The sequence below is a fragment of the Nocardia sp. NPDC004722 genome, from assembly GCF_053601505.1.
The window spans coordinates 1-14,198 of record NZ_JBSGBY010000162.1 but is presented as its reverse complement, the minus strand read 5'-3'; the positions used below and the strand labels follow the sequence as shown (position 1 = coordinate 14,198).

General features: G+C 67.0%; 14 protein-coding genes. 9 read left to right on the top strand and 5 right to left on the bottom strand.

Annotation, left to right across the window (positions count from 1 at the left end):
* A partial coding sequence (locus ACWELQ_RS18030) for a ribulose-phosphate 3-epimerase (RefSeq protein WP_452398180.1) occupies positions 1 to 418 on the top strand: 418 nt, incomplete at its 5' end.
* Between the two features lie 36 nt (positions 419 to 454).
* On the opposite strand, the gene ACWELQ_RS18025 is transcribed toward ACWELQ_RS18030, so the two are convergent.
* Positions 455 to 901 carry a hypothetical protein gene (locus tag ACWELQ_RS18025; protein WP_452398179.1) on the bottom strand — a complete coding sequence of 149 codons (447 nt, stop codon included), beginning with the start codon at positions 899 to 901 and terminating at the stop codon, positions 455 to 457.
* A gap of 528 nt (positions 902 to 1,429) precedes the next feature.
* On the opposite strand from ACWELQ_RS18025, the gene ACWELQ_RS18020 reads away from it, so the two are divergent.
* The 4 genes from ACWELQ_RS18020 (at position 1,430) to ACWELQ_RS18005 (ending at position 4,402) form a co-directional block, all read left to right on the top strand.
* Entirely contained in the window at positions 1,430 to 2,056 is a 627-nt protein-coding gene (locus ACWELQ_RS18020; RefSeq protein ID WP_452398178.1) for a riboflavin synthase, read from the top strand.
* Between the two features lie 88 nt (positions 2,057 to 2,144).
* Positions 2,145 to 3,389 (top strand): bifunctional 3,4-dihydroxy-2-butanone-4-phosphate synthase/GTP cyclohydrolase II, encoded by a 1,245-nt coding sequence (locus ACWELQ_RS18015; protein ID WP_452398177.1) that lies wholly within the window; start codon positions 2,145 to 2,147, stop codon positions 3,387 to 3,389.
* A gap of 69 nt (positions 3,390 to 3,458) precedes the next feature.
* Positions 3,459 to 3,938, top strand: a complete 480-nt coding sequence (gene ribH / locus ACWELQ_RS18010) for a 6,7-dimethyl-8-ribityllumazine synthase (protein ID WP_452398176.1) — start codon at positions 3,459 to 3,461, stop codon at positions 3,936 to 3,938.
* Between the two features lie 2 nt (positions 3,939 to 3,940).
* Positions 3,941 to 4,402, top strand: a complete 462-nt coding sequence (locus ACWELQ_RS18005; protein WP_452398175.1) for a PH domain-containing protein — start codon at positions 3,941 to 3,943, stop codon at positions 4,400 to 4,402.
* Positions 4,403 to 4,459: 57 nt separating this feature from the next.
* Here ACWELQ_RS18005 and ACWELQ_RS18000 read toward each other — a convergent pair whose 3' ends face one another.
* Positions 4,460 to 5,119: a winged helix-turn-helix transcriptional regulator gene (locus tag ACWELQ_RS18000; protein WP_452398174.1), complete on the bottom strand. Its 660-nt coding sequence runs from the start codon at positions 5,117 to 5,119 to the stop codon at positions 4,460 to 4,462.
* A 150-nt stretch (positions 5,120 to 5,269) separates the two neighbouring features.
* Between ACWELQ_RS18000 and ACWELQ_RS17995 the strand changes: the two genes are divergently transcribed.
* On the top strand, positions 5,270 to 6,226 hold the full coding sequence (locus ACWELQ_RS17995; protein ID WP_452398173.1) for an alpha/beta fold hydrolase: 957 nt from the start codon (positions 5,270 to 5,272) through the stop codon (positions 6,224 to 6,226).
* A gap of 44 nt (positions 6,227 to 6,270) precedes the next feature.
* Here ACWELQ_RS17995 and ACWELQ_RS17990 read toward each other — a convergent pair whose 3' ends face one another.
* The gene (locus ACWELQ_RS17990) at positions 6,271 to 8,226 is read right to left on the bottom strand and encodes a gamma-glutamyltransferase family protein (protein ID WP_452398172.1); all 1,956 of its coding nucleotides are present in this window, start codon (positions 8,224 to 8,226) and stop codon (positions 6,271 to 6,273) included.
* A 263-nt stretch (positions 8,227 to 8,489) separates the two neighbouring features.
* Here ACWELQ_RS17990 and ACWELQ_RS17985 point away from each other — a divergent pair, with 263 nt between their 5' ends.
* Both ACWELQ_RS17985 and ACWELQ_RS17980 read left to right on the top strand, forming a co-directional pair.
* Complete coding sequence (locus ACWELQ_RS17985; protein WP_452398171.1) at positions 8,490 to 9,959, top strand: amino acid permease; 1,470 nt, start codon at positions 8,490 to 8,492, stop codon at positions 9,957 to 9,959.
* Between the two features lie 240 nt (positions 9,960 to 10,199).
* Positions 10,200 to 10,679, top strand: coding sequence for a hypothetical protein (locus ACWELQ_RS17980; RefSeq protein ID WP_452398170.1), 480 nt, complete (start codon positions 10,200 to 10,202; stop codon positions 10,677 to 10,679).
* 90 nt (positions 10,680 to 10,769) lie between these two features.
* Here the strand turns inward: ACWELQ_RS17980 and ACWELQ_RS17975 are convergent, their stop codons facing one another.
* The gene (locus ACWELQ_RS17975) at positions 10,770 to 12,431 is read right to left on the bottom strand and encodes an FAD-binding dehydrogenase (protein WP_452398169.1); all 1,662 of its coding nucleotides are present in this window, start codon (positions 12,429 to 12,431) and stop codon (positions 10,770 to 10,772) included.
* Positions 12,432 to 12,577: 146 nt separating this feature from the next.
* Here ACWELQ_RS17975 and ACWELQ_RS17970 point away from each other — a divergent pair, with 146 nt between their 5' ends.
* Complete coding sequence (locus tag ACWELQ_RS17970) at positions 12,578 to 13,789, top strand: winged helix-turn-helix domain-containing protein (protein WP_452398181.1); 1,212 nt, start codon at positions 12,578 to 12,580, stop codon at positions 13,787 to 13,789.
* Between the two features lie 15 nt (positions 13,790 to 13,804).
* Here ACWELQ_RS17970 and ACWELQ_RS17965 read toward each other — a convergent pair whose 3' ends face one another.
* On the bottom strand, positions 13,805 to 14,155 hold the full coding sequence (locus tag ACWELQ_RS17965; protein ID WP_379363410.1) for a hypothetical protein: 351 nt from the start codon (positions 14,153 to 14,155) through the stop codon (positions 13,805 to 13,807).
* Positions 14,156 to 14,198: the final 43 nt, after the last annotated feature.

Here is a 14,198-nt window from a genome sequence, read left to right as displayed (position 1 = left end):
CACCTTCCACGCGGAGGCGACCGACAATCCGATCGCCGTGGCGCGTGACATTCGCGCCGCGGGAGCGAAGGCGGGGCTGTCGGTCAAGCCGAACACCCCGATCGAGCCGTACCTGGAAATCCTGAAGGAGTTCGACACCCTGCTGGTGATGAGCGTCGAACCCGGTTTCGGCGGACAGTCTTTCATCGCGCACGTGCTCGACAAGGCCAAGCAGGTGCGCCGCCTGGTCGACGCCGGTGAACTGCGCCTGGTGGTGGAGATCGACGGCGGCATCAATATGGACACCATCGAGCAGGCCGCCGAGGCCGGCGTGGACTGCTTCGTGGCAGGGTCCGCGGTGTACGGCACCCCGGACCCGGCCGCGACCGTGGAAGCGTTGCGGCAGAAGGCGATCGCGATCGAGGCCGCCTCCGCGTAGGTTCGCTCCGCGGAAGTCCGCTCGGCGCCGCGATGCTCAGCGGCGCAGCAGCGCTTCGATGACCGATTCCAGCGGCGGCACACTGTCGATGGAATCGGGGGAGTGGATCCAGGTGCGATACCCCGTCCGCTCGTCATCGGCGGAGGGGAGCACGACCTGCGCTCCCGAGCACGCGACCGTGGCGTAGAGCCGGAACAGCGCCGCCGCCACGGATTTGCTGAGGGTGTCCGGGCGGGCCGGACCGGTGATGAAGGTCCAGCGCCGCGCGCGGGGGTGATGCACCACCGGCCCGGCCAGATCGGCCTGGGTGAGCCGCTGCTGAACGCGTTCGCCGAGCTCGGCGGGCATGGTGATGGCGCCGTAGCGCTGGCCTATCTCCAACAGGATGTGTCGTGACGTCTGATCGATCGATGCCGGCAGGTGATATTCGCGGCGATACTGCACGCAGCGAACTTCGAGTGTCGAATCGAGAAGCGTTGTCACGCCACACCCCCGTCTGTACCGAATTTGTTGTCTGCCACCTGGATCCGACCCGCGCGGGGTCCAACCTTCCTTCGGTTCGATTGCTTGCGATGACCGTCACCGGCCGGGAGTGGCCGTCGACGCGTTGACCGTTCTGCACTGAACTGCTCGCGGAGAAGTTGAACTGTTGGAATCAGCTGCATAACAATCTTGCGACCATTTTCGCTGCTGCGCAAGATTCTGGTGTAAGCGAGTCGTGGATTGGGTACTACCTGACGTTGTCCCTGGTCAGGCCATTCGACAAACCGGGAAATTCGGGCTTTTCAATTGGTCGTCCCGGTTAATTCGGACAATTTGCGGATCGCAAGTTGGCTAATGCCCGATTTCATCCGACCGCCGGTCTCCAACTCACCAGTGAACAAGGCCGCATGTTGATCACCACTCGCCGTCGTTAGGCTGAGGGGGAAGCCGTCCGCGCCGGGAATACCGCCCGTGTCGCGGGCTGTTGGCGCAAGCGGAGCCCGCACACGCGAGCAGGGAGAGGTAGTCATGTTCACAGGCATCGTCGAGGAGCTGGGCGAGATCGTCGCCACCGAACAGGTGGACGATTCGGCGCGACTGACCATTCGCGGCCCCCTGGTGACCTCCGATGCCGGACACGGTGATTCGATCGCCGTGAACGGCGTCTGCCTCACCGTCGTCGACCGCGAGGTCACCGGCGACACCTTCACCGTGGACGTGATGGCCGAGACGTTGCACCGCTCCAGCATCGGCGCCCTCGACGTCGGGTCGCGGGTCAACCTCGAGCGCGCCGCCGCCGTGAACAGCCGTCTGGGCGGGCACATCGTGCAGGGTCATGTGGACGGCACCGGCAGCATCGTCTCCCGCACCCCGTACGAGAACTGGGAAGTCGTGCGAATCTCGCTGCCCGACAGCCTGGCTCGCTACGTGGTGGAGAAGGGCTCCATCACCATCGACGGCATCTCGCTGACCGTCTCCGGCATCGGGATCGCCGAGGAGGCCTACGCCGACGGCGCGAAGGACTGGCTCGAGGTCTCCCTCATCCCCACCACCCGTGAGCTCACCACTCTCGGTACCGCCCCGGTCGGCACCGTCGTGAATCTCGAGGTCGACATCATCGCCAAGTACGTGGAGCGCCTCGTGCAGCGCGGTTGATCTCCCGTACGCCGGGAGTCGGCGCAAATCGGGCACGGCCGCTGGCCTACTGTAAGTGGGCACCTAATCGAGATGGAGCACAACAGACGTGACCAGGTTCGACACCATCGAGCGCGCAGTCGCCGACATCGCCGCCGGTAAGGCGGTCGTCGTTGTCGACGACGAGGGCCGGGAGAACGAGGGCGACCTCATCTTCGCGGCGGAGAAGGCGACCCCCGAGCTCGTGGCCTTCATGATCCGCTACACCTCCGGTTACATCTGTGTGCCGCTCACCGGGGAGGACTGCGACCGTCTCGGCCTGCCCCCGATGTACGCGGTCAACCAGGACAAGCACGGCACCGCCTACACCGTGGCCGTGGATGCCCGCGAGGGCATCACCACCGGTATCTCCGCCGCGGACCGCGCCACCACCATGCGGGTGCTGGCCGACCGCAACGCGAAGTCCGACGACCTGACCCGCCCGGGTCACGTGGTTCCATTGCGCGCCAAGGACGGTGGCGTGCTGCGCCGCCCCGGCCACACCGAGGCCGCGGTCGATCTGGCGCGCATGGCCGGGCTCAGCCCCGCCGGCGTCATCTGCGAGATCGTGTCGCAGAAGAACGAGGGCGATATGGCTCGCACCGACGAGCTGCGCGTCTTCGCCGACGAGCACGACCTGGCGCTGATCTCCATCGCGGACATGATCGCGTGGCGACGCCGCAACGAGAAGCACGTCAAGCAGGTGGCGGAAGCCAAGCTGCCCACCGAGTTCGGTGACTTCCGGGCGATCGGCTACGAGAGCGAATACGACGACGCCGAGCACGTCGCCCTGGTGATGGGCGACATCGGCGACGGCGCGGACGTGCTGGTGCGCGTGCACTCCGAATGCCTCACCGGTGACGCGTTCGGTTCGCTGCGCTGCGACTGCGGCCCGCAGTTGGACGCCGCGCTGGAGATGATCGCCGAGCAGGGCCGCGGCGTGCTGCTCTACATGCGCGGTCACGAGGGTCGCGGCATCGGGCTGCTGCACAAGTTGCAGGCCTACCAGTTGCAGGACGGCGGCGCGGACACCGTGGACGCGAATCTGGAGCTGGGCCTGCCCGCCGACGGCCGCGACTACGGCATCGGCGCGCAGATCCTCGCCGATCTGGGCATCACCTCGATGCGGCTGCTGACCAACAATCCGGACAAGCGCGCGGGGATCGAGGGCTACGGCCTGAGCATCAGTGAGCGCGTGGCCATGCCGGTGCGCGCCAACAAGCACAATCTGCGCTATCTACGCACCAAGCGGGACCGGATGGGTCACGACCTGGTCGGCCTGGAAGACTTGGATCTCGGCGAGACCGCGAACTGAGCGCGGCGCCAACCGAACTGCTTGCGCGCCCTCGCGGCGCGCACTGACCACCGAGAGGGCGGAACAACGATGAGTGGTACGGGCGTACCGACGTTCGAGCTCGCCGACGCCAAGGACCTCAAGCTGGGGATCGTGGCCTCGCGCTGGCACACCACCATCTGCGACGCGCTGGTCGCCAACGCCGAGCAGACCGCCCGCGCCGCGGGCGTCTCCGATATCACCGTGGTCCGCGTGGCCGGGGCGATGGAGCTGCCGGTGGTCGCGCAGGCGCTGGCCCGCACCCATGACGCCGTGGTCGCCCTCGGCGTCGTGATCCGCGGCGGCACACCGCATTTCGAGTACGTGTGCGATTCGGTCACCGCCGGTCTGACCCGGGTGTCCCTCGACGAGAGCACCCCGGTCACCAATGGCGTGCTCACCGTGAACACCGAGGAGCAGGCCCTCGACCGCGCCGGGCTGCCGAGCTCGGCGGAGAACAAGGGCGAGCAGGCCGCGGCCGCCGCCCTCGACGCCGCGCTCACCCTGCGTGAACTCACCCAGACCGTCTAGCCATGGCCGAATCGACGACCGAATGGGATCTCGAGGTGCGTCCGCACCACGCGATCTTCACCGTGCGGATCGTGGCCGCCGTGCTCGCGGCCATCTTCATCTTCGGTGGTTTCGTGCTGCGGCACGGCTCCACCGGCGTGAACTTCCGGGTCTCCGACCAGATCGGGCTGATGCTGTTCGGCCTGGTGCTCGCCGCCGGCGTCCTGACGCTGACCCGGCCGCGCGTGCGCGTGGGCAAGCGCGGCGTGGTGGTGCGCAATATCGTGGGCGACAACGAATTCCAGTGGCAGGACATTCGCGGGATCTCCTTCCCGGACAAGAAGTCCTGGGCCCGGCTCGAACTCGCGCACGACGAGTACGTGCCGATGATGGCCATCCGCTCCAACGACAAGATGCGCGCCGCCGAGGCCATGGACCGGTTCCGGGAACTCGGGGCGAAATACAGCGGCGAAACCCAGGGCTGAGAGCCGGGATTCGCCGAAGGGCCCGCCGTCCGCACCGGATGGCGGGCCCTTCGCACGTCACGCGAGCTCGCCGAGTGCGGTGATCAAGGGGGCGAGGGCGGCGGCATCGCCCTCGACCTGTACCAGTCCGCGGGCGAGGGCGTCCGGCAGCGGCAGGCGGCCCGCGCCGAGGGCGGCCAGGGTCGCCGCGTCGGTGCGGACAGTCGTTGCGGCGGTGACGGTTTCGGTGCCGGGCAGAATTCTCACCCGGCCGTCGCGAAGCCGCAGGTAGGCGCGGCTGCCCTCGACCTCGAAGGCGATATCGAGATCCAGTCCGGCGAGGGCGGCGGGATCGGCCAGATGTGTGAACGCCAGCAGCGCCCACTCCGCCTTCACGCGCATGCCCTCGCTCGGAGTCTCGGGCACGGCGTAGCGAACTCCCCACAGCGCCAACGGCATCAGCGCCCGCGCCAATTCCTCGCCACCCTCGCTGAGTGCGTAGACGGTGGAGGCGATCGGCGGCGGCAGGTACGTGCGCGTCACCACGCCGTCGGCCTCCAACTGCTTGAGGCGGGTGGCCAGCAGGCTGGTGCCGATGCCGGTCAGCGCCTCCGCGAGGTCGGAGTAGCGCTTCGGCCCGGTCATCAATTCCCTGACGACCAGCAGGGTCCAGCGTTCACCCACGAGGTCGAGAGCGCCTGCCAGGCCACAGAACTGGTCGTACGAACGTCGCGTCACGGCGTCAAGCCTACCCGCGACACTCCATGATTGTCTCCGATGACTTCTGATTCTTGCTTGCTCACTTCAAAACCTTATGCAACCGTCGAGGGGTGACGAACACCGGCGGCGAGTCGGCCGCCGGCGCACCACCGAACATCGGAGAACGCCATGAGTCACGCCCCCGCCTCTCCCGAATCTCTCACTCGCACCGTCGAACTCGGCTACGGCACCCTGCGCTACCGCGACACCGGCACCGGCCCGGTCGTGGTCTTCATCCACGGATTCCTGGTCAACTCGCACACCTGGCGCGACGTGATCCCGCCCGTAGCGGCCGCCGGATACCGTTGTCTCGCACCGGATCTACCGCTCGGTGGCCATTCCCTGCCCATGCCCGACGCGGATCTGACCGTCGGCGGGGTCGCCTCCCTGCTCGAAGAATTCCTCGAACGTCTCGACCTACACGCGGTCACCCTGGTCGCCAATGACAGTGGCGGCGCGATCACTCAGGTGCTGCTGGTGCGCCGCCCCGAGCGGGTCGCGCGCGCCGTGCTCGCGGGAGTGGACTGCTTCGAATACTTTCCGCCCCCGCTGCTGCGCTGGGCCATGGCGCTCGCGCCGCTGCCCGGCTCGGTCCGGATGCTCACCGAGGCCATGCGGGTGCGAGCGCTCCAGCGCCTGCCCTTCACCCTCGGCGCCATCACCCAGCGCCCGCTCCCACCCGAGGTGATGGACGGCTACCTGCTGCCCAGCCGCACCAGCGCCGCCATCCGCGCCGACGCCCGCCGCTTCCTGCTCGACGTCTCCCCACGGCGAACCCTGGACGCCGCACAGCTTTTCGGCACCGTGACAATCCCGGTGCACGTCGTATGGGGCAGCCACTCCCGTCTGATCCCCGCGCGGTTCGCCCGCCGCCTCGCCGCCGCCTTCCCCCACGGCTCGCTGCATCTCATTGACGAGGCTCAAATGCTGATCCAGGAGGATCAGCCGCAAGCCCTCGCCGCACAGATCCTCGAATTCCTGCACGACACCGCAGTGCTGGTCAGGCCGACCGTCGCCGTGCTCGACGATGCAGCTTCTGATCGAGTCGCCGCCGTGCCGAACCAGTCCGACGCGGCGCGGAGCTAGGCCGATGCCGCGTTGAATCGGGCTGGCGCTGTGCTGAACCCGCGCTAGCGGGGACCGCCGAGGACTGCGCCTTCGCGGCGGGGGTCGGCGCCGCCGATCCAGCCGTTGCCGTCGCGGAGCAGGGCCGAGAGGCCGCTGGATTGGGGGGCCACCGATACCTGGTCGCCGTCCTTGCGCAATGCCTGTACCAGCGGGTCCTGGTTGCCGTTGTCGGCGGCGTTCACCGCGGGGTGTTCGCCGCCGACGTAGGTGGTGGGGGTGTTGGCGGCGCCGAAGTCGATCATGGAGACCGCCTGTTGCGGGTCCATGCCCCAATCCAGCAGGCCGACGAGGGTTTTCACCACGAATTGGATGATGACCGCGCCACCGGGGGAGCCGGTGACCAGGTGGAGTTGGCCGCGGGTGCCGTCGGGGTTGCGATCGAACACGAGGGTGGGGGCCATGGAGCTGCGGGGGCGTTTGCCCGGGTCGAGGCGGTTGGCGATCGGGACGCCGTCCTTGTCCAGGGGTTCGGCGGAGAAGTCGGTGAGCTGGTTGTTGAGGATGAAGCCGTCGACGAAATGGAAGGAGCCGAAGGCGGATTCGACCGTGGTGGTCATGGAGGCGGCGTTGCCGTACTTGTCGACGATTGAGATGTGGCTGGTGCCGTGCTCGGGCTGCTGAGGTCCGGTGCTGAGGGGGACCGGGCCGAAGTCGCCGGGCTTGGCGGTGCCGAGACTCTTGCTCGGGTCGATGAGCGCGGCCCGCTGCTTCAGGTAGTTCGGATCGAGCAGCTTCTGGGGTGAATTGCCCGGCAGCGGAACGAAATCCGAGTCGGCGATGTACTTGTCGCGGTCGGCGTAGGCGAGCCGTTCGGCCTCGGCGATCAGGTGCACGGCCGCCGCGGTGGGCTTGCCGCCGTCGCGGGCAGTATCGCTGTCACCGGACAGGTCGGTCGGCTTCATCGACGCCAGATCGAAATTGGACAGGATGCCCAGCGCCGACTCCACCGTGATGCCGCCCGAGGACGGGTTGGGCATGCCGCAGATCTCGTGGTCGCGATACGGCGAGCACACCGCCGTGCGTTTCTTGGCCTGGTAGGACTGCAGATCCGCGAGCGCGAGCAGGCCCGGGGTGCGCCCGCCGGACGTGGTGGCGGTGGTGTCGACGATATCGGCGGCGATCGCGCCGGTGTAGAAGGCGTTCGCGCCGTCGGTGGCGATGGCTCCCAAGGTCTTGGCGAAGGCCGGATTGGTGAGCGTCGTGCCGGAGGGCTTCGCGCTGCCGTCGGGCTTCAGGAAATACGCCTTGGCGGCGTCGTCGCGGGCCAGGTCGGCCTTGGAGTCGAAGATCTGGCTCGCCATCCGCGGCGAGATCTTGAAGCCGCCGTCGGCCAGATTGATGGCCGGGGTGAACAGATCCTTCCACGGCTGCTTGCCGTGCTCGGTGTGCGCCAGCTCCAGCAGCCGCAACACACCGGGCGTGCCGATGGAACGGCCGCTGGCGCGCGCATTCGGCTGCGGCACAGTGTGATCGGCGGCACTGATGTAGCGCAGATAGTCCTCGGTGGCGGCCGCGGGCGCGGTCTCGCGGCCGTCGTAGGCGTCGACGGTCTTGGCGGTGTTGTCGTAGTACATCAGGAACGCGCCGCCGCCGATGCCGGTGGCCTGCGGCTCCACCAGATTCAGCACGGTTTGCGCCACGATGAGCGCGTCCGCGGCGGTGCCGCCGTCGCGCAGCACCTTGCAGGCCGCCTCGGTCGCAACGGGATTGGCGGTCGAGACCGCGAAATCGCTCGTGCGCACCGGTTTCATGCCGGTGCGAAAACCGGTGGCCACCTCGGGATTCAGGGACAGATTGGTGCTGCTGGGCCCGGCGGGCACACCCGAGGTGACGGGAGTTCCGTTGGGGGACACCGTGCATGACGCGGTCTGGTTCGTCGAGGACGAACAGGCGGTGACCAATCCGAGCAGCAGGAGCAGGGCCGCAGCGCCGCTCCCGGTTCGTCGCAAGCGCCTCATGAGCGGACTCTAGCCCGGTGGGGCCGCTCGGGCAGAGCTTTGACGGGCCGAATGGGGCGGGTTGTCCGGATCGGGTGTCGTCGCAGGTCACCCTGTGATCGGCAGCGGTTTCACCGCTAACCTCGCAAACCGGACCAATTGGTCGCTCGACCGGCAGAATCTGTGGAAACGTAAGGTTCCCGGAGCGCCGATGTGGCCCACAGCAAACGGCGGGGTACCCTCGGCGTGCCTCACTTCACGATTGCGGAGGGTTAACCCGGCGAATGACCGAGATCCGGACAACTGCCACCAGCCTCAACGCCGAGGACAGCGGCTATCACAAAGCGCTGAAACCTCGGCAGTTGCAGATGATCGCCATTGGTGGTGCCATCGGCACCGGCCTGTTCCTCGGAGCGGGTGGACGACTGGCCAGTGCCGGTCCGTCGCTGTTCTTGGTGTATCTGATCTGTGGCATCTTCGTCTTCTTCATCCTGCGCGCGCTGGGTGAACTGGTGCTGCACCGCCCGTCCTCGGGCTCGTTCGTCTCCTACGCCCGCGAATTCTTCGGCGAGAAGGCCGCATTCGTGGCCGGGTGGATGTACTTCCTGAACTGGTCCATGACCGGCATCGTCGACACCACCGCGGTCGCCACCTACCTGCACTACTGGGGGCCCTTCCAGCCGGTCGCGCAGTGGATTCTGGCGCTGGGCGCGCTGGTGATCGTGCTCGGCATCAATCTCGCCTCGGTGAAATGGTTCGGCGAGATGGAATTCTGGGCCGCCATGATCAAGGTGCTGGCCCTGGTCACCTTCCTGGTGGTCGGCACCATCTTCTTCGCCGGGCGCTTCAAGGTCGACGGCCAGACCACCGGCTTCGGCATGGTTTCCGACGCGGGCGGCTGGTTCCCGACCGGAGTGCTGCCGCTGGTGACCGTCACCTCCGGTGTCGTGTTCGCCTATGCCGCAGTCGAAATGGTCGGCATCGCGGCGGGCGAGACCGAGAATCCGGCCAAGATCATGCCGCGCGCCATCAACTCGGTGATCATGCGAATCGCCTTGTTCTACTGCGGTTCGGTGATTCTGCTGGCGCTGCTGCTGCCGTACACCGATTACAAGGCCGGGGAAAGCCCGTTCGTCACTTTCTTCGGCAAACTCGGTGTCGCGCACATGGGTTCGATCATGAATTTCGTGGTGCTGACCGCCGCCCTGTCGAGTTTGAACGCGGGACTGTATTCGACCGGCCGCATTCTGCGCTCGATGTCGATGAACGGCAGTGCGCCGAAATTCACCTCGCGGATGTCGAAGGCGGGTGTGCCCTACGGCGGCATTCTGCTCACCAGCGCCATTGCGCTGGCCGGTATCTGGCTGAATTATCTGGTGCCGTCCAAGGCGTTCGAAATCGTGCTGAATGTTGCCTCGCTGGGCATTCTGGCGTCCTGGGCGACGATCGTGGCCTGCCAGTTGAAGCTGTACTACTGGTGGAAGAACGGCCGGGCCGAGCGGCCCGCGTTCCGGATGATCGGCGCGCCCTGGACCGGCATCGCGACGCTGGCCTTCCTGGCATTGGTGCTGGTACTCATGGCCTTCGACCGACCGGTCGGTACTTGGACGGTGGCGAGCCTGGTGATCATCGTGCCCGCCCTGGCCATCGGCTGGAAGGTCGCCAGCCCGCGGGTGCTGGCCATCGCCAAGATGCGCGAGGGTTACACCGGTGAATTCCCGGTGATTCCGCCGATCCCGATGGACGACAAGTAGTTTCCGGCTTCCGGGGTACACTGACATATCGGCTCCGGACCTGGGATTTCAACGGCCGCACGCGAATTCGCGTGCGGCCGTTATGTGTTCGAGATCACTGTGTAGACGGCACCGCTATCGGCTGTGGCCATGGTCATAACTTCGCGAACCGGATTGTCCAGCGTCTGAACATTTGGTTAGCGTCAGGCTCAGCGCGTTCGCAGGGGGCGCGCGACCAGGGGTTACTCGATGAGGAGTGCTGTGAGTTCGCAATCGGCTGTCGCCGACGAGGTGGATATGACACCGGTGGTCGCGGAAACTGGCGTTCCTGCCACGATTTTCGAACGAATGCTCGCGGGGGTCCGGGCGGGTGAGGTGCCGGCCAAGGTGCGTGAGGCGCGCTATGTCGCCTTGGGCGCCATGGGATTGGCCGTGCTGCACAGCCTGATCTCCACCATGGGCGGCGTGTCCTGTGTGGTCGGCAGCGTCGGCCACTTCTTCGCCGCCTGGGTGATCGGCGGCCTCGCACTGCTTTTCGGCCTGCGCTCGCGCTGGATCTGGATCGGCGCGCTCGGACTGGCCAGCCTGCAGGTGTTCCTGGGGATCTTCACGCTGGTGTCGGCCGAAATGCCCACGGGCGTAGGGCCGTTCACCGTGCTCTTCGGCGTGATGGTGTCCGGCGTCGTATTGGCTCTGTTGCTGCGCAAGGATTGCTACCGCTGGTTCGCGGCAGCGGCCTGACATCGTCATTCCGGCGTGCTTTTGGCCGGAATCCACACGGTGGGTGTGGATCCCAGCCAAAAGCGCGCTGGGATGACGGGATTGTCTGCGCTACTTCAGGGTTCGACCCAGTGCTCTACCGGCATTGCGGCCGGAGAAGATGCAGCCGCCCAGGAACGTGCCCTCCAGCGCGTTGTAGCCGTGCACGCCGCCGCCACCGAACCCGGCGACCTCACCCGCGGCGTACAGGCCCGGGAACGGCGTGCCGTCCGGGCGCATGACCTGCGAATCCAGGTTGGTCTGCAAGCCGCCCAGGGTCTTGCGGGTCAGGATGTTGAGGCGCACGCCGATGAGCGGGCCGTGCGCGGGGTCCAGGATCCGGTGCGGGCTCGCCACCCGGACCTTGTCGCCCAGGAAGCGGCGGGCATTGTTGATCGCCATCAGCTGGGCGTCCTTGCTGAACTTGTTGGCCACGTCCCGGTCCCGCGCCACGATCTGGCGTTCGATATCGGCGAGATCCAGTTGCGGACCGCGCGCGATCTTGTTCATCCCCGCGATCAGCTCGGCCAGATTGTCGGCGACCACGAAGTCGACGCCGTGCTGCTTGAACGCCTCCACCGGCCCCGGTGCGCCCTTCGCCACGCGGCTCTTGAGCGCGAGCTTCAGGTCCTTGCCGGTGATATCGGGGTTCTGCTCGGAACCCGAGAGCGCGAACTCCTTCTCGATGATGGTCTGATCGAGGATGAACCACGAGTAGTCATAGCCGGTCGAAAGAATCTGCTTCATCGTGGCATTGGTGTCGAAACCCGGGAAAGCCGGTGCGGTCATGCGCTTTCCATTGGCGTCGAACCACAGCGACGACGGCCCGGGAATGATGCGAATCGCGTGATCGGGCCAGATGGAATCCCAGTTGTGGATGCCTTCGGTGTAGTGCCACATGCGATCCCGGTTCACGATGCGCCCGCCCGCGGCCTCGGTGATGCCGAGCAAGCGCCCGTCCACGTGCGCGGGGACGCCGGAGATCATGTGCTCCGGGCACGGGCCCAGGCGGTCGGTCGGCCAGTTGCGGCGGATGAGGTCGTGATTGTGGCCGATACCGCCCGAAGACACGATCACCGCCGCGGCGTGAAGTTCGAACTCGCCCTCGATGTTTCGTGAGGAGGCGACGCCGCGCTGCTCGTTCGAGGGTTCGAGCACGCTGCCGCGCACCCCGGTCACCACGTCGTCCTCGACCACCAACTCGTCGACGCGATGCCGGAACGCGAAGCCGACCTGCCCGCGCTTCTCGGCCTCCAGCACCGGCTCGAGGAAGACTCGCACGACTTCGGGTCCGGTGCCCCAGGTCAGGTGGAAGCGCGGCACCGAGTTTCCGTGCCCGTCGGCCTGCACCCCGCCACGCTCGGCCCACCCGACCACCGGCGTCACCCGCAGCCCGAGGTCGTAGAGGTACTGCCGCTTCTCCCCGGCCGCGAACTCCACATAGGCCTTCGCCCACTGCCGAGCCCAGTGATCCTCGTCCTCCCGGTCGAACCCGGCCGACCCGAACCAGTCCTGCATGGCCAGCTCGAGACTGTCCTTCACCCCCAGTCGCCGTTGCTCGGGACTGTCCACGAAGAACAGCCCGCCCAGCGACCAGAACGCCTGCCCCCCGAGATTGGCCCGATTCTCCTGATCCAGCACGAGCACCCGCCGCCCCGCCTTGACCAGCTCATAGGTGGCGACGAGCCCGGCCAGACCCGCGCCGACGACGATCACATCCGGGTTCTCGATCATGCCTGTTTCCTTGCCGTAGAAGTTCGATACACCAATGTATCCAAGGAGGTCGAAGCTGTACAGGCGCTCGATACACGAATGTATCGAGTGTGGTTGTCGGTGGCGCATGGCATGGTTCGAGTGTGCCGACTTCCCTGCCCGGATCGATGTCACTCGCTGCGGCGCGCCGCACGGCCCTCGCGGCGCAAGGTTTCGCGGCGGCGCGTCCGAGTGGGACGCCCACACGCAGGACCGTCATGAAGGTGCTCGACAGCACGCGGCTGCTGCAGTTGGATTCGGTGTCGGCGGTGGTGCGGGCGCATTATGCGCCGGTGTTCAGCCGGATCGGGGCGTATGACCGGGCGCTGTTGGACGAGGCTGCGTGGGGGCACAGTGCGCGGAAGCCGCGGCAGCTCATCGAGTACTGGGCGCATGAGGCGGCGTTGATTCCGGTGGGGGACTGGTCGCTCATGCGGTGGCGGATGGAGCAGTACCGGCATGGGCGGTGGAACGGGATGCGGCAGACGCTCGAGCGCAATCCCGCGCTCGCCGACGACGTGATCGGGGTGCTGAAGGAGTTCGGGGCCAGTACGGCCGGGGAGGTCGAGAAGCATCTGGAGCTGGATCGGCCACGGGCCAAAGACAACTGGGGCTGGAACTACAGCGATACCAAGGTGGTGTGTGAGGCGCTGTTCGCGGCGGGGGAGCTGACCGTGCCCAAACGGGTGGGTTTCCAACGGCATTACGACCTGGCCGCGAATGTGCTTCCCGCCGAGGTGCTCTCGCACGAGCCCGACGAGGCGGACGCGGTGCGGGAGTTGGTGCGGCGGGCGGCGCGGGCGCACGGGGTCGGCACCGAGACCGATCTGCGCGACTACTACCGGCTCAAGCGGACCCAGACCGAGCCCGCCATCGCGGAGCTGCTGGATTCGGGTGAGCTGCAACGGGTCACGGTCGAGGGCTGGGACAAGCCCGCCTACCTGCATGCCGAGGCGCGCACGCCGCGCCGGGTCGCCGGGGCCGCGCTGCTGTGTCCGTTCGATCCGCTGATCTTCTTCCGTGAGCGCACCGAGCGGCTCTTCGACTTCCACTACCGCATCGAGATCTACACGCCCGAACACAAACGCGTGCACGGGTATTACGTCTTCCCGTTCCTGCTGGACGGGGAGCTGGTGGCCCGCGTGGACCTGCGGGCGGAACGCGCGAGCGGGCGGCTGCTGGTGCCGGGGGCCTTCGCCGAACCCGGTCACGAGACCGCCCGGGTGGCGGGCGCACTGGCCGGCGCGCTGAGGGAGATGGCCGACTGGCTCGAACTCGACACCGTCGAGGTGGGCGAAAAAGGCGATCTCGCACCGCGATTGCGGCGCGAGATCGCGTAGTTCACGGTTCGCGGGTCAGAACGGCCCGTCGGTCCAGGCGTTGAGCACGATGCCCTTCTTGCCGTCCCCGGTGCATTCGATCGTCATCGGCATCAGCGGCCGCGGCGAATCGCCCACGATGTAGGTGGGGGACTGGTAGCCGTTGCCGACCTGGCGGGTGCCCAGGCACTCCACCACGGCGGCGTACCAGGCGTTCTCGGGGCAGGTGAAGGTGGCGGTGTCGAGCGTCCGGTCGATACGGCAGACATTGTCGGCGTGCGCGGCCGGGGCTCCCGCCAGCGAGATCAGGCCCGCCGCGCCGATGCCGAGTGCGGAACCGAACGCGAGCGACCGGCGACGCGGGTGGAGATGGTGATGATTGGTCATCGAACAAGCTCCCTCGTATACGGACAGATCAATCGAAACAGTT